An 18,250-nucleotide genomic window follows, 5' to 3' on the forward strand; every position below is an offset into this window, starting at 1 on the left:
CGCCTTCAAAACTCCTCGCCTTTCTCCACGGCACAGGCCCGCAGTCTGAGGCTTCGACTCTGCGCAACTTTGCTGGTGCCGCCGAGATTGTCTTCGGCCCGCACGCCGTCGTGGTTTCAGGCAAGAGGGTAGCGCTTGCGCCTATGGAGATGAGAATCCTCAGGTTTCTATTAGAAAGGCAGGGGCAGATCAGTACCCGCGAGCAACTCATTGAGGCCGTTTGGCGCGATCCACACGCTGTAGAAAGTCGGACGGTTGACGTGCATATCGGCCGGCTGCGAAAAGCGTTTGCAGGACTGCGTAATCTGGGGATTCGTACCGTGTACGGCGCAGGTTACGCTCTCGAATACCATTATCATTGATATCCGCATATCCTAGCCTCTAACGGGTTCACGGCGACGTAGGCGCCCGGATCTCTCCGGGGCTAAACAGGCGCGCTCCTAAAAGGGTCAGCGATAAAGGAAGTGCCGCCGGTGGCGTCCACATGGATGATCGGCACCAATCTCCATACTTGGCAGGTTGTCGTGCAGGAAAAAAGCCCGGCCGCGCATAAGGCCACGACGCTTGAGAAAGTGGGTGCTCTGACGTGTGGTTCACGTTACCGCCTCGGGGTTGCAAACCCAAGAAAGTTACGAAACAGACGTCGGCTTAGCAGTGTTCGGAGATGATTGAATTGAAGGCCCTGCGAATTCATTGTTGGATCGAAATGCAGCTCGATAGCTCCGGTCTTCAAATCATGCCTGGGATTAGGTTAGATCAGCCTCTGTAAACGTCCGAACCGTAATTGCCATGATGCGCTTTCGCGGAAGCCAGGATATCAGCAAAGAGTTGCACCGACCTTGGAAAGCTTCGAAACCTGCCGGTGAACAGCACCGATATCAATTTCCCTTACCCGATCCTCCCAACCATCAGAAAACTTTCTCATGACCAATCCTATCAGCGTCTATTCGATGCCCGGAACTTGTTTTTTTGATCTGGCTCCTGCTGCGGGCGGCGAGCCCTATCGCATATTCCTTTCCATTCCGGCGGAGAGACCGCCGGCGAAAGGATGGCCGCTTCTCGTCATGACCGACGGCAACGCCACTTTCCCCTTCGCGGTCGCCAGCTTGGTCACGCAGGCACCTTACCCCACCGGAACGAATGTCGCTTGGGGGGTGATCGCCGCGATCGGCTACCCCTCCGACGAGCCCTATGATCCGCTCCGCCGGTCTTGGGACCTGGGGCCTCCGCCGGTCAAATCCTATCCGCCGTTCGTTGAGGGCGGTCCGCCGGTTGTCATCGGAGGGACCGGCAAACTGCTGGATTTCATCGAGAACGAGCTTATCCCGCGGATTGCGGAGATGGTGATCTTGGATCCGATGCGCCGATCGCTTTTCGGGCATTCCTTCGGCGGCCTCTTTACTCTCTATGCCCTGTTCGAGCGCCCCGGTCTGTTTGCCAATTGGATTGCGGCCAGCCCAACCATCTATTGGGAGAACAGCGAAATCCTCAAGAACGAGGCGCAACGGCAAGACGCGCCGGGGAATGCACCCTTCCTGCATTTGTCCGCTGGGGAATACGAAGGCGATGAGCTGGCACCCTTCCAGTACCGGAACGAGGATGCCACTGCACGCCTGGAGAAGAGGAAGACGGAACGGACCGTCCTCCTGGCGCGGGAGATGGCGGAGCGATTAAACGGCACTGCCGATGGATTGCGTACCGGATTCGAGCTTTATGCCGGTGAGACCCACATGTCCGTTCTTGCGGCGGCCGTGAATCGTGCGGTTGCCATCGCATTCGCCGTCCAGAGTTGACCGACATGTGACGCTCTCCGACGTTAATCGTCCGGCCGGCCGTTCTCCCCACCCGTATGGCCCACCTCGGAGCAAGAGGCAGGGCCAGCGAATGAGGCAACGCCATAGTGAGATCGTTGATGGTGTTGCGTGGGCAACCCCCTCAGCTGGCACTGCGCTTCCGCATCATCAGCATCAAGAACGGCGCTCCGATGAGCGCGGAAACGAGACCGGCCGGGATCTGATAGGGCGATACGATCGTGCGGCCGACGAAATCAGCCGCGACCATCAGCCCCCCTCCGATCAGCGCGGCGCCGACCATTTGCGGCAGCGCGCGCGCCAATCCCGCCTCCCGCGCAAGGTGAGGTCCCATAAGGCCGATGAATGACAACGGGCCAACCGTGAGCGTCGCGGCAGCCGTCAACAATCCTGCGAGGCCAAAAAGCGCAAATCGCGATTTCGCCAATGGAATACCGACCGCCGCCGAAGGCGACGGCCCAAGCGGAAGGATGTCAAGCCAGCGGCGAGCGGCGAGCGAGACAGCGATCAGCACGGCGCCGAGCGCCGCCTCCATTGCGGCGGTCGACCCCTCGATAAGATAGGTGGACCCGCTCATCCACCGCATCAGCAGAACTGCTCTCGGATCTCCCGTCGAGCTCAACACGCCGACGACGGCATCGACCATCGCGCTTAAGGCAATGCCCGCCAGCAGGACTCGTTCAGGCGCGAAGGCCGATCGCCGGGAGCTGGCGAAGATGATAGCAAGCACACTGATCGCACCGGCCACGGCAAATGCAAATTGACCTGAAAATCCTGGAGCGACGGCAAAGAGGGCAATCGCAACGCCGAAGGTCGCGCCGGCACTGATTCCCAGAACTTCGGGACTTGCCATTTCGTTTCCGGTCAGCCGCTGAAGGATCGAGCCCGCGACCGCAAGCATCGCGCCCGATACCAGGGCGGCGAGGATTTTAGGTATTCTGATCGCAAGGACATCGACCGAAAATTCGCCGGAAGCGAGAGCCCAGCCGCCATTGACGTCGCGTCCGAGAAAAGCGCTGACCATCAACAGGACGAGCAGGCCGGCGGCCGCGATGATGACCGGTCGGGTTCCATCCCATCGACGTGGCCGTCTGAACGCCGGCGATTGCTGTAGTCTATGACGGACCTTCAGCCGCGGCAGGAGCGCGAGAAGCAGCGGCGAACCGAAGATGGCTGTCACTGCCCCCGTCGGCAAGAAATCACCAAGTCCGCCGGCGACGAGTTGCAGGATGGAGTCGGCGAAGAACAGCAGTCCGGCGCCGATCAGCGGAGACCAGAGGATGAGCTGCGCGGGACGCCGTGCTCCGGACAATCGCGCAATCGTCGGCGCGACCAGTCCAATGAAACCAATGACCCCAACGGCGCTCGTGACAAATGCAGCAAGCGCGACGGCGAGGGCGACTACAACGAAACGCAGGCGGACCAATCTGACGCCGAGTGCCGTGGAGCTGCTTTCGCCAAGATCGAGCAGCGAAAGCGGTCTCATCACGAAAGCGCTGCCGATGGCGATGACAGCCAACTTCCAAAGAAGCGACAGGGGAATGACCCAGCTTTGCTGTGCCAGCGAGCCGGCGCCCCAGATGAACAGGCTCGAGAGGTAGCGCTGGTTCAAATAGGTCAGGATGGCAGCGAGGCCGCCGCACCAAAGACTGAGAACCAGCCCCGACAGAACAAGCGAATAAGGCGAAAAACCGCGGCGCGCGCCCAGGCTGACGACGATCGCAGCAGCGGTCGCGCTGCCGATCAGAGCGACAAGATCGCGGCCGGCGCCAAGCAAGTCGGGGAGAAACAGCGATGTTACCACCAGCGCCAGGTTTGCTCCGGCCGACACGCCAAGAGTGGTAGGATCGGCGAGCGGGTTTCGCAAAACCTGCTGAAACAGCGCCCCGGACAAGGCAAGCGCGGCTCCGGCAATCAGCGCCGTCGCAAGACGGGGAAGCGTCGAATAGGTGAACACCATTCGCGTGACATCGTAATCCGGTCGAGCGATTTCTGACAGCGCAGGAGCGGCAAGAAACCACGATGCCACGCCTCCACCGCACATCAGGAGGAGGAAGACAATTGCTGGCCCGATATTGTCGCGGCGGGAAACCATCAAGCTTCCTTTTCCAGAAGATCTGTCAAGAGGCCTGCGAAACGCATGGCCTCGTTCACCATCCCGAACATCAGGGCTGGCGGCAGAATCGACAGATGGCCTGGACGCGCAAACGCAAGCCTGTTCCACAGCGGGCTCTGACCGAGTTTCGGAAGAACGTCTGGAGGAATCGGGTCAAAGGCGATCAGACGCGCGTCCGGATCGGTGACCTTGGAGAGATCTTCAATCCCGATCGTTTCAAAGCCCCAATAATTCGACTCTCTGGTCCAGGCATTCCGGACACCGATGCGCTCGAGCACATTGTGGAACAGTCCAGGACTCGAGTAGATGCGGGCATGGCGGGCATCCATGAAATTCACCAGGGCGACTGGCGGCAGGTTCTTGCCCACCAGGCGACTGCGGCATTGCGCAAAGAAGACGTCGGCTCGCGCCAGGAACTGCTCTGCTTCATTCTCACGGCCAAGCTCAACGGCCAATTTACGCGTCGCCCCGATGGCCGCGGTAAGAATAGGTCCGATGCCCGGCGTAAAGATTTCCAGCCGAACGACTTTCGCCACCGACTGAAGCTTGGGCAACAGCTCATCCAGGTAGGGTGTGGTTAAGATAATGTCGGGCTTCAGCGTGACGAGAATTTCAAAATTGACCTCGAACGAACTGCCGATATCGACGATGGATTTTGGCATCGGCGGCTCGACAACCCATCTGTCCCAATCGGCGAGGTCTGAAATCCCGACCGGAGGCAATCCGAGGGATAAAAGAGTGGACGCAAGACCGTAGTCGAGGCTGACGATCCTTGGGCCCATCGACTGTGCAAACAGCGGAGCGGGAATGAGCAAGGCCCCGGCAAATTGCAAAAAGAACCGCCGCGAAACCCCCATTGAACGGCCGGCCTCAGCAAACATAGGCCAGCGGATAGGGCAGGTTGGGCGCGGAGATCACATCCATGTCGATCCCATAGATCTCCTGTAGCGTGTTCGGCGCGAGGATCGCGTTCGGTGTTCCGCTGGCAACCACGCGACCGCATTTCAACGCATGGATCCGATCGCAGAAGCGAGCGGCCATGTTGATGTCGTGGAGAACGATGACGACACTCCTTCCACTTTCATGCGCCAAGCGTCGCACAAGTGAGAGCACCTCGACCTGATGAGCAACGTCGAGTGCCGCAGTCGGTTCGTCGAGCAACAGGCAGCGAGCATCCTGAGCGATCAGCATCGCAATCCAGGCACGTTGCCGCTCGCCGCCCGATAGCGTTCCCATGATACGGTCGGCGAACGTCTCGATATGCGTGGCTCGAAGGGCGTCCTCGACTTTCTCTTCATCGTTTTGGGTGAACCGGCCGAGCGCTCCGTGCCACGGATAACGACCGCATCCTACAAGCTCGCGGACCGTCATTTCCGATCCGGTCGTGACGTCCTGGGGCAGATATGCGACCGAACGCGCAAAGGCGCGTTCGCTATACATCCTCAGATCCTGGTTTCCGTAAGAGATCGATCCAGTGCTCGGCACAAGCTGGCGAGCCAGCATTTTGAGAAGACTGGATTTGCCGGAGCCGTTGTGGCCGACCAGCGCGATAACTTCTCCTGCCGGAAATTTAAGACTGACGTCGCAGAGAATTTCGTTCCGCTCTATCAAAAGACCTATATTTTCGGCGACAAAAGTTTCAGCCGTTCGAGGCGGATCTTGCATCGGGAGTATAGCCACGTGACATCCTTTAACCGGGTGATAGGTCGGTACTAAAGATGAGAGCAGCAATCAACTATTTTCGTTAGCCCTCCGCCTAGGTCCTCGTCATCTCGTGCGGCGACTCCGGCTTTCGGCCAGCAGCGCGGCTTCGGTGCCTCCTGCGTTATAGCGGCTGAGGGAACGAAGAAAGCCTTGAATCCTCTCATGCGTGTATCGTTCTGAAGAAATTTTTGAGATTATCGTTGTTAGCAGTCTTTTGCTGGATTTCTTGCGATGAGCTCGTCGGAGGTTAAGCAATCACAGATTGTGTAAAATGGCATAAGCTGAATTATGGAACTTCTCTATTCGGCGTGTTGAAGTCAAGCGCTGTCGAGCTTCCATTTACACCGCATCTGATGTCATTCACGGCCTTGCTTCTCTTCGGGATCGGGTCTTGCCCCTCCCATGAACTCATTCGAACTTGAGACACACCAAATCTCACAGCTCCATCCGAGGTGCGCTAAATTGAATCACTTGCCCAATCTTCATGCGCGTGGCGAATTCGTATTACAAAAATTGTCTCATCATTTTCGATCCGATAGACGATTAGATGCGCTTTGAAGGGATGAATTCTAACGGGCGGATCAATCTCATCCCGTTTGCGCGCGATGCGTGGATTGACAGCTATCAGATCAAATAATGCGAAAAGTTCATCGTGGTATCGCTTTGCTTGGTCTGCCCCGAACATACGGACACCTTGCTCGGCGATCGCAATAATGTCCTCTTCCGCTTCGGCAGAAAGCTTAAAACTCATGACTTGCTGGCACGAGCCATCGCCTCAGCAAAGAGTTCATCCTTTGATCGGACGCCGACACCGCTTTGGAGCCCGGCCTCGACGAAGCTTTGCATGGCGGCGATCTTGTCGTTTCGCGTTTGGTCGCGTCGGATCAGGTCGCGCACGTAGTCGCTAGCATTCGAATATCGCCCGGTCTTGGCCTGGGCCTCCACCCAATCCTTCATCGGGCCCGGAAGAGATACGTTCATCGTGGCCATTGATAACCTCCATTTGAAGGCAATATAACCGAATTTGGCAAAGTTTGTCAAAGACTCGAACGCCTTGATGAGATGCGGACCTGACGACTGCATCACCACTTTTGCGGCCTTCCTGGAGGTGAAGGGCCCTCCCAGGCCCTTCGGATCAGTTTGAAGATCGGCCGTTCAGCCCCACTTCATTTCTCCCTTGGCAACTTTGGAGCCTATGTCGAGCGCAACACCCATGCCAAGACCGGGGAAGCGGGCTTCCATGGCGGCCTTCAGCGCGGCGGAATCGGCTGCCTTGGCGAGTTCTTCCTCGAAAGCGAGCAGATAACTGTTCGTGTGTTCGACGGCAGACAGATCGGTTGCCGCTTCCGGCGTCATGTGGCCGGGAACGACAATCGTCGGCTTGCGGGCGCTGATCTTGTCAAGGGTGGCCACCCAAGCGGCACGCTGCTCCGATGCCTGGGTGTCGGCCGTCCACACATGAACGCCCGAGAAGATCATGACGCCCCCGAAAACAGCATTCAGCGACGGCACGAACAGGTACCGGCGATTGCTTAACCCTGCCTCGGCCGCGACAATCTCGACGGTTTCGCTATCAACTGTGAGGCTTGGAGCGTCGAAGGCTTCCGGCATGACGATGTCTGCAAGGGTCTGCGGGCCGTTCTCCTTGAGCTGCGGCCCCCAAACGGCAAGCTTTTTCTCGACGTTGCCCTTGATCGCTGCAATCGTGTCGGAGGCGGCCAGTACTTTTGCGCCGGGAAAGGCTTCGAGGACCGGCTTGAGGCTGAAGTAATAGTCCGGATCGGACTGGCTGACATAAATCGCGGTCAGCGTCTTGCCCGTGGCCTTGATGGCTTCCGCCAGCGTACGACCGTCGGGATAGCTGAACCCGCCGTCGATCAGCAACGCTTCGCTGGGGCCGGTCAGCAGCACCGGAGCACGAAAGAAGCCATTCTGACCGGCGGGGAAGTGCTTCCAGGCCAGCTTTGACCCGGCTGCGTTGCCGAGACCGGCAGGCGCAAAAACGGCAACGGCGCCGGCTGCGAGGGTGGTTTTCATGACTTCTCTCCTTGAATACATGGTTGTCTCCGATGATCGTCAGTTTCGATTTTCTGCTGCCCTGAGTGTTGCCCCCCGGCAGGCTTTGTCGGTAGTTCATGGAACGGTCTGCTGAAAATGAACGATCATGCCGCCTGAAGCTCGGCAGCAAGTCGGTCAAAGCCGCCGAATAGGGCATCGCTGCGCAGCACGCGGCGCTTGTCGCCGTCGCTGACCAAAAGCGCGGGGACACCATCCATCCGGAATGCAGCCATGAGTTGGCGGGACTTCCCGATCCCGTTGCGGTAGGCATCGAGCAGGGCCTCGTCCGGAGCCCGGACACGAGCGGCGGCATCGGGAAACCCGGCCTGATCGAGAACGTCGGCCACGACAGCGATCTCCGAGGTGTTGCGGCCGTCAACATAGCGAGCGCTTTGAAGTGCCTTCAGGGCATCACCTCCCCTGTCGAGTTGCGTCACCCCGACGGCTATGATCCCAAGCGTCGCAGGGGCGGAGTCGAACATACCGTCTGCGCGCCCGAGAACCTGATCGCGATAGAGCTGGCTGAAGACCTGCCCCGTGAGCCGGTTGATCCGCTGGTCATTATGCCAGGCATAGGCTGCGAAGCGTTCATCCAGCGGACGGGCGCCTTCGCCCGCGAAAAGCCCGCTGGGCGCAAGCTCGACGGTGAGGTTGTCGAGCATGACCAATTTGTCGAGCCCGGGCGCCGCACCATAGCACCAGCCGCAAAGCGGATCGTAGAGATAGGTAAGATGCATATCGGACCATCCTTGAAGCGACGGACAACAGATAGTGCACTTCTATTGAGTGATAAATATTGTTAAATGTGACAGAATGTATGTCAAAAACTTACAATCAAATGGAAGAAGGCTATGGAGGCTGTCAACCTCAACCGGCTGGCCTATTTTGCAGCCGTCGTCGATACCGGCTCGTTCACGAAAGCTGCCGAGCGCCTCGCGATCACGAAGACGGTCGTCAGCCAGCAGGTTGCGCGGCTGGAAGCTGAGTTGAAAACTAGCTTGCTGCTCCGGACAACACGACGCGTCGAGCCGACTGAGGCCGGCAGGCTTCTCTACGCACGCTGCGTCATGATCTTCCGCGAAGCCGGGGACGCCGTCGATGAAATCACCCGCGCAAATGCCGAGCCGACAGGCATGCTACGCATTGCTGCGCCCAATGATTATGGTGCGAGCACGATCGCTCCCATTGCTGCGGCCTTTATCCGGAAGTACCCCGCCTGCAGGGTCGAGCTTCTGCTCGCTGATACGAAGATGGATCTTATTGCCAATCAGATCGACCTGTCGATCCGCGTTGGATGGCTCGATGACTCCAGTCACCAAGCGAGACGGATCGGTTCGTTCCGGCAGTTTCTTGTGGCGTCCCCCAGCTTCTTCGCCACGCTCAGTTTGAACAGTCCAGAGGATGCGGTGGGCCAGCCGTTTATCGCCAACCTGGCCCTCAAGGAGCCGGTGGTCTGGAGGTTTATCCAGGGCGATTTCGATCGGCGGACTGTGCAGATGCAACAGAGCCTCATGAGCAATTCGACGCCTGCGGTTCTCGCGGCCACGCTTGCTGGGGCAGGAATGTCCGTGCTTCCGGATTTTCTGGCTGGAGAGCATATAGAGGCTGGCCGACTGATAAGATTGTTGCCGGACTGGAGCCTGCCGGCCGGCGGAATTTATGTCGTCTATCCGGCAGCTCGGTTTCGTCCGCGCAAGGTCACGGCTTTTGTCGCGATGCTTACGGGCAGTCGCTCGCGCGACTAGGCTGCGCCATCACGCAGCCTGAGTTGCTCCGAAGCAGCCATACGGTGGCGGGGAATTGGTATGTTGCCGCAGGGATTTGCAAAGGAAATTCCGACGCCATATTCTCGCCTTGACGGCGACCCCTTCCCGAAGTTCATTCAAGCGCTTTGGTGTAGGAAAACAAGGGCGAGCATGGGACAAGATACAAGCTACCTGCTGGAGCGGATGACGATTGTCGGTGATCTGGGGGCTGCCTCCTTCGTTCCCTGGATCCGGCGCCACGCTGCCAAGCTTGGGCTCTCGCACACCATATCTCATACGAGTTCCATGCGGATCGAACTTGAGGTTGCCGGGCCGGAGGAGTTGATCGACATGATGGAGATGGGATGCTCTCTCGGGCCTATCGACGTGTGGGTCGAGAGGATAGATCGAACGGCGATCAGCGGCGAAAGGACCTAGTCCGGGCTCTCGCGTATTTCATCCGTGCATATTATTTACTCAATGTTGCCAATGCGAAATAATTATGCAAACCTAATAAGGTTGCGGCGGAATTGCCTCGGCGCCGATGCGGGACTTGATCGGCAAGCATTTGGTTTTGTGTGGGAATTCTAGTCATGCCTTCCGATACGACGGGCTTTTGGACGCCAGTCGCCCTTTCCCGGGATTTGCCGGCCGGAACCGTCATACCGGCATGGACGGCAGCCGGATCGATTGCTCTGTGGCGCAGCGCTTCTGGACGCATATCGGCATCGGCGGATCGCTGTCCACATCGCGGCATGCGCCTGTCTCACGGCTTCGTGCGTGGCGAGGCGCTTTCTTGCATCTATCACGGCTGGAGCTATGGCCAGGCCGGAAACTGTCTCCGCATTCCCGCCCATCCGGGGCTGACGCCCCCGGAAACCATCCGTGTCGCCACCCATGATGTTGAGGAAGCGGACAGTGTGATCTGGGTGGCCGTGGGCACGCCCGTATCGAAGCCGCCGAGGCTCGAGGGCCTCATTCCCCTGCGCTCGCTGACAGCGTTCGCCGGCTTCGCCGCGATCAAGGTGGCGGCCGGCAGCAAGGCGAGCCCTGATGGTCTTGTCGAGATCGATGCATCCAGCGGGACCATCTGTCTGCTATTATCCGCCCAAGAAGACGGACGGACGCTGATCCATGTGCTGCTGAAGGGTGATGCCGGCCTTCCTGCGGGCATCGGCGCTTCACGGGCCGCCGAAAGCCTGCGGCGTCGGGCTGAGGATCTTCAGAAAAAGGAGATCGCGCAATGACCATGCAGGCGATGATCGATGAATGGTATCCGGTCGGGCTTTTCAGCCAGCTAGATGGCGCCGGTCGCACCACTGCGCTGATGGGCGAGCCGATCGAGGTGGCGCGCGATGGCGACGGCAAAGCGAAGGTGACGGCCGGAGACGGCCATGTTCTGCCGGTGCGCGTGCGTTACGGCCATGTCTGGTCCTCCCTCGGCGCGCCGAAGAAAGAACTTTTCCCCATTCCCGAGGCCGATCAACCCGGCCGCCGCTTCGTCGATGTCGGCGTGGTGCGCGTGCGCTGCTCGCCGCTCCGCGCCGTCGAGAATTTCCTCGACATCGCCCATTTTCCCTTCGTCCACACCGACATTCTCGGCGCAGAGCCGCATACGGAAGTGCAGAACTACAAGGTCGAGATCCGCGAGCAAGAAGACGAGGTCTGGGCAACGCAGGTGAAATTCTATCAGCCGCAGGCCGCCAAGTCGGCAAGCGGCGGGATCACGACGGAATACATGTACCGCGTGCCGGCACCGACCTGCTCCGTGCTTTACAAGACCTGCCCGCCGCGCCCGAGCGAATGGGATGTCATCACGCTCTTCGTGCAGCCGCTGGCCGAGGACCTGTGCGACGTCTGGCCGTGGATGGCGCTTTTCGACGACGAGACCGCGATGACCGACCTCATTCATTTCCAGCAGACGATCTTTCTGCAGGACCGTTCGATCCTCGAAAACCAGATCCCGCGGCTGCTGCCGCTCGACCCCGGCATGGAAATCCCGACGCGTGCCGATCTGACATCGATCGCCTACCGGCGCTGGCTGAAGCGTCACAACTATACCTACGGCGCACAGCTGGTGGCGCAATGAAGCTCTACGACTATATTCTCTCGCCCAGTTGCTACAAGGTGCGCCTGATGGCGGCGCTGGCCGGCGTGAAACTTGAACTGCGCCCGGTGGATTTCCATCCCGGCGCCGAGCATCGCGGCGCCGAGCTGCTTGCACTCAATCCGGCAGGCTCCATTCCGATCCTGGAGGATGGCGACCTGATCCTGACCGAATCGTCGGCGATCCTCGTCTATCTCGCCGCCAAGGCCGCACCCGAATGGCTCGGCAGCGGCAAGGCCGAGGAAGCGGCGAAGGTGCAGCAATGGCTGTCGTTCTCCGGCCGGCTGACGGCAAGCCTCGGGGCAGCGCGGCTCCATGAAATGCTGCTGCGGCCGGGCGATATCGGTGCGCTGCAGGCTCAGGGCATCGCCGCCCTTCGCGAACTTGAAGCCGGGCTTGTCGAGCAGCGTCTTCGCGGCATGTGTTTCCTCGCCGCCGACCGGCCGACAATTGCCGACATTGCCTGCTTTCCCTATGTGGCACTGGCGCCCGATGGGGGCGTCACGCTGGATGCTTATCCTGCGATCCGGCTCTGGTCCCGCGCGCTGCGCGCCCTCGACAAATTTATCGAAATGCCAGGCATTCACCGGCTGCACGAATTGAAGCCCGAACCTCAGATCGAATCGGGCGAGGCGTGAGATGGCTGGTTATCTCCTGAAGAACTGCGCAGCCGTGATCGTCGACGAGGGCAAGGGGCCGGTCGTCCACCGCAATGTCGATCTCCTGACCAGTGGTCCGGCGATCGTGGCGATCGGCGAAAATATAGGGGCAGACACGTTGCCTGCCGGCACGACCGTTCAGGATGCTGCCGGCTGGTTCGTCTATCCGGGCCTCGTCAACACCCATCATCACTTCTTCCAGTGCTTCGTGCGCAACCGCGCCGATCTCGATTGGACGAAGCTCTCGGTGATCGAGTGGCTGGACCGCATCTACCCGATCTTTTCGCAACTTAACGAGGAATGCTTTTACCACGCCTCCGTCACGGCGATGGCCGAGATGATCAAGCATGGCTGCACCACGGCCTTGGATCACCAATATAATTTCCCCCGGCACGCCGGAAAACGGTTGATCGACCGCCAGTTCGAGGCGGCCGAACTGCTCGGCATGCGCTTCCATGCCGGCCGCGGCGGCAACACCCTGCCGAAGTCGGAAGGCTCGACCATTCCCGACGAGATGCTGGAAACAACGGACGAATTCATCGCCGACTGCGCCCGGCTGATCGACACCTACCACGATATCAGCCCCTTCAGCATGCGGCAGGTCGTGGTGGCACCCTGTCAGCCGGTCAATTGCTACCGCGAGACTTTCGTGGAATCGGTGGCGCTGGCGCGTGATCGCGGCGTCATGATGCATACCCATGTCGGCGAAGGCGAAAGCCTGGTCATTCAGGCGCGCCATGGCATGCGCACGGTCGATTATTTGGAAGAACTTGGCTTTGCCGGACCCGACGCCTTCTATGCTCATTGCTGGGAGCTCAACCACGACGAACTCAGGAAGATGGCCGCCAGCGGCACCGGCGTCGCGCATTGCCCGGAACCGGTCTATCTGGTCGGCGCCGAGGTCACCGACATTCCCGCCATGGCCGCCTTCGGCTTGCGCGTCGGCCTCGGCTGTGATGGTGCTGCCTCCAACGACAATTCCAACCTGATGCACTGCCTGCACTCCGCCTACATGCTGCAATGCCTCGTCTCTTCCAGCCGTGCCCATCCCGTGCCGCCGCCGGTCGAATTCCTCGGCTACGGCACGACCGGCGGTGCCAGCCTGCTCGGCCGGCGCGATATCGGCCGGCTTGCGCCCGGCATGGCCGCCGACCTGTTTGCGATCGACACTCGGCGCATGGATTATGTCGGCACGCGCCACGATCCGCTGAGCCTGATTGCCCGCGTCGGCATCGGCATGGCGACTGACATGACGATGATCAATGGCCGCATCGTCTGGCAGAAGGGCGAATTTCCCGGGCTCGACGAAACCAAGCTGGCTGCCGATGCCGAGGCCGCACTATCCACCGTGGAATTCTAAAAAAACCAAAAGAGGGAACTGAGAACATGACCAAACTGACCCGCAGAAATCTGATGACGGCCGCTGCCGCCACCGGCCTCGCCGGCGCGCTCGGCAGCCGGCTTGCTTTCGCCGCCGACGAGCCGCTCGGCATCACGCTGGTAATCCCCTCGCCCGTCGGCGACGTTGGCTGGGGGCACGCACTTGCTGCCGGCCTCGAGCCGATCAAGGCCGCTTACGGCGACAAGGTGAAGGTCACCGTGCTTGAGAATATCGCGGAAGGTCCGGATGCCGACCGCATCATGAACAAGACCGTCGCCGACGGAAACAAGTTCCTGGTCGCCGGCTCTTTCGGTTATCAGAACGGCGCGCTGCAGATCGCCCGCCGCGATCCGAGCGTCACCGTTCTGCACGCCTCCGGCTTCCAGGTCGCTCCGAACTTCTCGCCTTTCGCCGCCAAATATTTCCAGGGCACCTATCTGCTCGGCATGGCTGCGGCAGCACTTTCCAAGACCGGCAAGCTCGGCTCTGTCTCGGCCTTTGCTATCCCCGAGCTCATTACCTCGATCAACGCCTTTACGCTCGGCGCCCAGGCCGTCAAACCCGATATCGAGGTCTCGGTGGTCTGGGTGAACTCATGGTTCGATCCGGCCAAGGAGCAGGAAGCCGCCAAGGCCCTGATCGCGCAGAAGTGCGACGTGATCTTCTCCAACGCCCAGGACACGCCGTCCGTCATCTCGGCTTGCGAGGAAGCCGGCGTTTACGCCTTCAACCTCAATTCCTCGATGAAGAAATATGCGCCCAAAACCTATCTCGGCTGCATCGCGACGGACTGGTCGCCGTTCTTCAAGGCTTCGGTCGATGCCCATCTCGCCGGCACGTTCAAGGGCGCCAATGCGTTCCTCGGCGTTGCCGACAAGGTCGTCGAAGTGGTCGACTGGAATCCTGATATTCCGGCTGACGTGATGACCAAGATCAAGGAGATCGAGGTAAAGATCGCCGACGGCAGCTTCTCGCCCTTCACCGGGCCGATCGCCAAGGCCGACGGCAGCGAAGCTGTCGCATCGGGTGCGACCATGGCCGACCCCGAGATCATCGCCATGAACTGGCACGTCAAGGGCGTGTCCACGCCGTTGCCGAAATAAGTCATGACCACCCCGCTCCTGTCGCTGCGCGGCATTTTGAAAAGTTACGGCCAGATCCATGCCAATCAGGCCATCGATCTGGACGTGGCGCCGCAATCGATTCATGCGATCCTCGGGGAGAACGGGGCGGGAAAATCGACGCTGATGAAACTGATCTACGGCGTCGAGCAACCGGACGGCGGAGAGGTCGTCTGGGAAGGAAACCCGTTGCGCCTCGCCTCCCCCGCCGAGGCGAGGCGCCACGGCATCGGCATGGTGTTCCAGCATTTCTCGCTGTTCGAGACCTTGACCGTCCTGGAGAATATTCGGCTGGTCGTGCCGGGCCGCAAGGCTGAGCTCAAGGAACGCATTCGGACGCTTGGACGGGAATTCGGCCTCGAAGTCGACCCGCTTGCTCATGTGCATGCGCTGTCCGTCGGCGAGCGGCAGCGGGTGGAGATCATCCGAAGCCTGATGACCAATCCGAAGCTGCTGATCCTCGACGAGCCGACCTCCGTCCTGCCGCCGCAACTGGTGGAGAGGCTCTTCGACACGCTGCGTCGCCTGCGCGACGGCGGCGTTTCCATCCTGTTGATCTCCCACAAGCTCGAAGAAATCCGGGCGATCTGCGACCGGGCGACGATCCTGCGCGGCGGACGCGTGACCGGGGATGTCGACCCGCGTCAACATGATGCCCATGACCTTGCCCGCATGATGATCGGCCATGACATGCCGGCTCCGATGGCGGCGCTGCCGCTGTCTGGTGGGGAAAAGCGGCTGGAGATCATCGGATTGGACTATCAGCCCGGCGATCCCTTTGCGGTGTCGCTCTCCGGCATCAGCCTCGAGGTGCGTGCCGGCGAAATCCTCGGGATCGCCGGAATTTCGGGCAACGGTCAAAGCGAGCTTGCCGCGTTGATTTCAGGCGAGACGGTGCTGGGGCGCGACCAGCGCGACCGGATCTTCATGATGGGGATGGATGTCGGCAGGCTCGATGCCGCCGCACGGCGGACGCTCGGATTTGCCTTCGTTCCGGAAGACCGGCTTGGACGCGGCGCCGTGCCCGAAATGTCGCTCGTCCTCAACAGCCTGCTGACGGCCCATCCGCTCAAGCTTTTGCGGCACGGTCTCGTCGACAGGGCGCGGGTGACGGCGTTCACCGGTGATTGCATCCGTCAGTATGATGTCCGCACTCCTGGCCCGGATGCGGAAGCCGGCACCCTGTCGGGCGGTAATCTGCAGAAGTTCATCGTTGGTCGCGAAATCATGCTGTCTCCCAAATTGCTTTTCCTGGCGCAGCCGACCTGGGGCGTCGATATCGGCGCCGCGTCCGCCATCCGCAGTCGTCTGGTCGCATTGCGCAATCAGGGCATGGCGATTCTCGTCATTTCTGAGGAGCTGGAAGAACTGTTCGAGCTCAGCGATGCCATCCAGGTGCTGCATCACGGCCGGCTCAGCCCGCCGCTCGCAACGCGAGACACGAAGCCCGAGGAGATCGGCCGATACATGATCGGGGCACAGGCCTCGCCCGAGAAAGTCCAGCAATGAGCGCTTGGTCCCTTGCTTTCGTTCCCACCCTGGTCCGCCGGGAGCGCGCTTCGCTTGCCGCGGCCCTGTGCGCGCCTGTCACTGCGCTGGCGGGAGCGATCGCACTTAATCTCGGCCTTTACGTTTTGATGGGCCGCGACCCTGTCGCGGTTGTCTATGCGATGCTTTTCGAGCCGTTCCTCTCCTGGGCGTCATTTTCGGAGGTGCTTTTAAAGGCAGGCCCGCTCCTCCTGATCGCGCAGGGGCTGGCGATCGGCTTTCGCGCCAAGGTCTTCAACATCGGCGCCGAAGGCCAGTTCATTCTTGGCGCGATCTTCGCCTCTGCCATTCCGGTCTGGTTTCCGCAAGCGACGGGCCAGTGGATCTGGCCGGCGATGCTGCTGCTCGGCGCCATCGGCGGCGCACTTTGGGCTTCTCTCACCGCCTTCTGGCGCGTGCGCCTCAACGCCAACGAGATTCTCGTTTCCCTGATGCTGAGCCTCGTTGCGGCGCAGCTGCTGAACTATCTGCTGCTCGGCCCCTGGAAGGATCCGAACGGCTTCAACTTCCCCCAGTCGGTGATGTTCCAGTACGATGCGATGGTACCGACCCTGATTGCCGGTACCCGCGTCAATGTTTCATTCCTCATCACGCTGGCTTTGTCGGTTGCGGCCTGGGTCTTCATGCAGAGGAGCTTCATCGGCTACAAGCTGCAGGTCGGTGGTCTGGCACCGCGGGCTGCCGGCTATGCCGGCTTCAAGGAAGGTTGGACGATCTGGCTTTCGCTGCTGATCGGCGGTTTTGCGGCCGGTCTTGCCGGGGCCGCCGAAGTCGCCGGCCCGCTCGGTCAGCTGCAGCGTTCGGTCGCGAGCGGTTATGGCTATGCGGCCATCATCGTCGCCTATCTCGGCGGCCTGCATCCGATCGGCATCCTGATCTCGGCGCTGGTCATGGCGGTCATCTATATCGGTGGCGACAATGCCATGGTCTCGGCCAACCTGCCGATCGCCGCCGTTCGTGTCTTCCAGGGCAGTCTGCTGCTCGCCTACCTGATCGCCGTCGCCTTTGTGCGCTATCGCCTTGAATGGCGCCGCGGCGCTCACCGGAGCCCATCATGAACGCCATCGAGTTCATTCTTGCCGGCATGCTCGCGGCTGCGACCCCGTTTCTTCTGGCAGCCCTCGGCGAACTGGTGGCCGAGCGCGCCGGCGTCCTCAACCTCGGGGTCGAGGGATTGATGGCCTTCGGTGCCGTGCTCGCCTTCATCGTCGTCTATCAGGGCGGCGGACATCTCCTGGGTTTCGTCGTCGCCGGGCTCGGCAGTGCTGTGCTTTCGCTGCTCTTTGCCTTCGTCACTCTGGGATTCCGGGCAAACCAGGTGGCGGCGGGCCTTGCCATCGGCATTCTCGGCCAGGGCCTTTCCGCGCTTTTCGGCAAGACCTATGAAAGCCTCACGGTCAGGGGACTTCCGAAGCTCGCCCTTCCGGGGCTTTCGGAATTGCCGGTTATCGGCGGCCTTTTCGTCCAGGATATCGTCGTGTGGATTTCGCTCGCCGCGACCTTCGCTCTTTGGGCCATATTTGCCTACACGAAGCTTGGTCTTATCGTCCGCGCCGTCGGCGAGAATCCCAAGGCCGCTCACGCCATCGGCTATTCGGTGTTGTCAGTCCGCGCCCTCGCCATCGCCTTCGGCGGCGCGATGGCCGGCTTCGCCGGCGCCTATGCGTCGGTAGTCTATACACCACTCTGGGCCGATGGGATGATCGCCGGGCGCGGCTGGATCGCCATTGCCCTCGTCGTCTTCGGGACCTGGCTCACCGGCCGTATCTTCCTCGGCGCCTGCCTCTTCGGCGCGGTCTCGCTGATGGGGCTGGCAGCTCAGGCAACCGGATTGGACGTTCCCTCGCAGCTGCTCTCGAGCCTGCCATATCTTGTCACGATCATCGTGCTCGGCATCATCTCCGCTGACCGCCGCCTGCTCAAACTGAACGGCGTCGCTTCGCTCGGCGAACCCTTCGAGCGATAAAGACGCGCGGCGCTGTAACGCGTCGGCGAAGAAG

At 60.6% G+C, this 18,250-nt stretch carries 19 protein-coding genes; 12 read left to right on the plus strand and 7 right to left on the minus strand.

The features are described 5' to 3' along the window. On the plus strand, positions 1–362 hold a 362-nt coding region (locus HFO71_RS29755), incomplete at its 5' end, for a winged helix-turn-helix domain-containing protein (RefSeq protein WP_221954511.1). Between the two features lie 561 nt (positions 363–923). After that, on the plus strand, positions 924–1,793 hold the full coding sequence (locus tag HFO71_RS29760; protein ID WP_077980785.1) for an alpha/beta hydrolase: 870 nt from the start codon (positions 924–926) through the stop codon (positions 1,791–1,793). Between the two features lie 142 nt (positions 1,794–1,935). Here the strand turns inward: HFO71_RS29760 and fhuB are convergent, their stop codons facing one another. The 7 genes from fhuB to HFO71_RS29795 all read right to left on the minus strand — a co-directional run bounded on the left by fhuB (position 1,936) and on the right by HFO71_RS29795 (position 8,426). Next, on the minus strand, positions 1,936–3,906 hold the full coding sequence (fhuB, locus tag HFO71_RS29765) for a Fe(3+)-hydroxamate ABC transporter permease FhuB (RefSeq protein ID WP_131643139.1): 1,971 nt from the start codon (positions 3,904–3,906) through the stop codon (positions 1,936–1,938). Further along, positions 3,906–4,784: an iron-siderophore ABC transporter substrate-binding protein gene (locus tag HFO71_RS29770; RefSeq protein WP_131643140.1), complete on the minus strand. Its 879-nt coding sequence runs from the start codon at positions 4,782–4,784 to the stop codon at positions 3,906–3,908. The genes fhuB and HFO71_RS29770 overlap by 1 nt, the downstream gene beginning before the upstream one ends. Before the next feature lie 13 nt (positions 4,785–4,797). Then, positions 4,798–5,592 carry an ABC transporter ATP-binding protein gene (locus HFO71_RS29775; protein WP_077980788.1) on the minus strand — a complete coding sequence of 265 codons (795 nt, stop codon included), beginning with the start codon at positions 5,590–5,592 and terminating at the stop codon, positions 4,798–4,800. A gap of 496 nt (positions 5,593–6,088) precedes the next feature. Further along, on the minus strand, positions 6,089–6,382 hold the full coding sequence (locus tag HFO71_RS29780) for a type II toxin-antitoxin system RelE/ParE family toxin (protein ID WP_077980789.1): 294 nt from the start codon (positions 6,380–6,382) through the stop codon (positions 6,089–6,091). Further along, positions 6,379–6,621 (minus strand): type II toxin-antitoxin system ParD family antitoxin, encoded by a 243-nt coding sequence (locus HFO71_RS29785; RefSeq protein WP_183594594.1) that lies wholly within the window; start codon positions 6,619–6,621, stop codon positions 6,379–6,381. The genes HFO71_RS29780 and HFO71_RS29785 overlap by 4 nt, the downstream gene beginning before the upstream one ends. Before the next feature lie 165 nt (positions 6,622–6,786). Next, a complete protein-coding gene (locus HFO71_RS29790; RefSeq protein WP_077980791.1) occupies positions 6,787–7,689 on the minus strand; it encodes an MBL fold metallo-hydrolase in 903 nt (300 codons plus the stop codon). A 104-nt stretch (positions 7,690–7,793) separates the two neighbouring features. Continuing rightward, positions 7,794–8,426, minus strand: a complete 633-nt coding sequence (locus HFO71_RS29795; RefSeq protein ID WP_131641894.1) for a DsbA family protein — start codon at positions 8,424–8,426, stop codon at positions 7,794–7,796. Positions 8,427–8,540: 114 nt separating this feature from the next. On the opposite strand from HFO71_RS29795, the gene HFO71_RS29800 reads away from it, so the two are divergent. The 10 genes from HFO71_RS29800 (at position 8,541) to HFO71_RS29845 (ending at position 18,216) form a co-directional block, all read left to right on the plus strand. Continuing rightward, on the plus strand, positions 8,541–9,434 hold the full coding sequence (locus HFO71_RS29800) for a LysR family transcriptional regulator (RefSeq protein ID WP_168285498.1): 894 nt from the start codon (positions 8,541–8,543) through the stop codon (positions 9,432–9,434). 171 nt (positions 9,435–9,605) lie between these two features. Continuing rightward, positions 9,606–9,872 (plus strand): acylphosphatase, encoded by a 267-nt coding sequence (locus tag HFO71_RS29805; protein WP_027668792.1) that lies wholly within the window; start codon positions 9,606–9,608, stop codon positions 9,870–9,872. Positions 9,873–10,027: 155 nt separating this feature from the next. Next, positions 10,028–10,681 carry a Rieske 2Fe-2S domain-containing protein gene (locus HFO71_RS29810; protein ID WP_077980794.1) on the plus strand — a complete coding sequence of 218 codons (654 nt, stop codon included), beginning with the start codon at positions 10,028–10,030 and terminating at the stop codon, positions 10,679–10,681. Further along, positions 10,678–11,523, plus strand: a complete 846-nt coding sequence (locus HFO71_RS29815) for an aromatic ring-hydroxylating oxygenase subunit alpha (protein ID WP_077980795.1) — start codon at positions 10,678–10,680, stop codon at positions 11,521–11,523. Before HFO71_RS29810 ends, HFO71_RS29815 begins: the two co-directional genes overlap by 4 nt. After that, positions 11,520–12,179, plus strand: a complete 660-nt coding sequence (locus tag HFO71_RS29820; protein ID WP_132612745.1) for a glutathione S-transferase family protein — start codon at positions 11,520–11,522, stop codon at positions 12,177–12,179. Before HFO71_RS29815 ends, HFO71_RS29820 begins: the two co-directional genes overlap by 4 nt. A 1-nt stretch (position 12,180) precedes the next feature. Beyond that, complete coding sequence (locus tag HFO71_RS29825) at positions 12,181–13,560, plus strand: amidohydrolase (protein ID WP_077980797.1); 1,380 nt, start codon at positions 12,181–12,183, stop codon at positions 13,558–13,560. A 26-nt stretch (positions 13,561–13,586) separates the two neighbouring features. Beyond that, positions 13,587–14,684, plus strand: coding sequence for a BMP family ABC transporter substrate-binding protein (locus HFO71_RS29830; protein ID WP_017958144.1), 1,098 nt, complete (start codon positions 13,587–13,589; stop codon positions 14,682–14,684). Between the two features lie 3 nt (positions 14,685–14,687). Further along, on the plus strand, positions 14,688–16,211 hold the full coding sequence (locus HFO71_RS29835) for an ABC transporter ATP-binding protein (protein ID WP_221988799.1): 1,524 nt from the start codon (positions 14,688–14,690) through the stop codon (positions 16,209–16,211). Next, a complete protein-coding gene (locus HFO71_RS29840; protein WP_221988800.1) occupies positions 16,208–17,308 on the plus strand; it encodes an ABC transporter permease in 1,101 nt (366 codons plus the stop codon). The genes HFO71_RS29835 and HFO71_RS29840 overlap by 4 nt, the downstream gene beginning before the upstream one ends. Further along, entirely contained in the window at positions 17,305–18,216 is a 912-nt protein-coding gene (locus HFO71_RS29845; RefSeq protein ID WP_132612739.1) for an ABC transporter permease, read from the plus strand. Before HFO71_RS29840 ends, HFO71_RS29845 begins: the two co-directional genes overlap by 4 nt. The last annotated feature ends 34 nt before the right edge of the window (positions 18,217–18,250 follow it).

Origin of the sequence: Rhizobium laguerreae (assembly GCF_019778565.1) — a bacterium.
Classification (GTDB): domain Bacteria; phylum Pseudomonadota; class Alphaproteobacteria; order Rhizobiales; family Rhizobiaceae; genus Rhizobium; species Rhizobium laguerreae.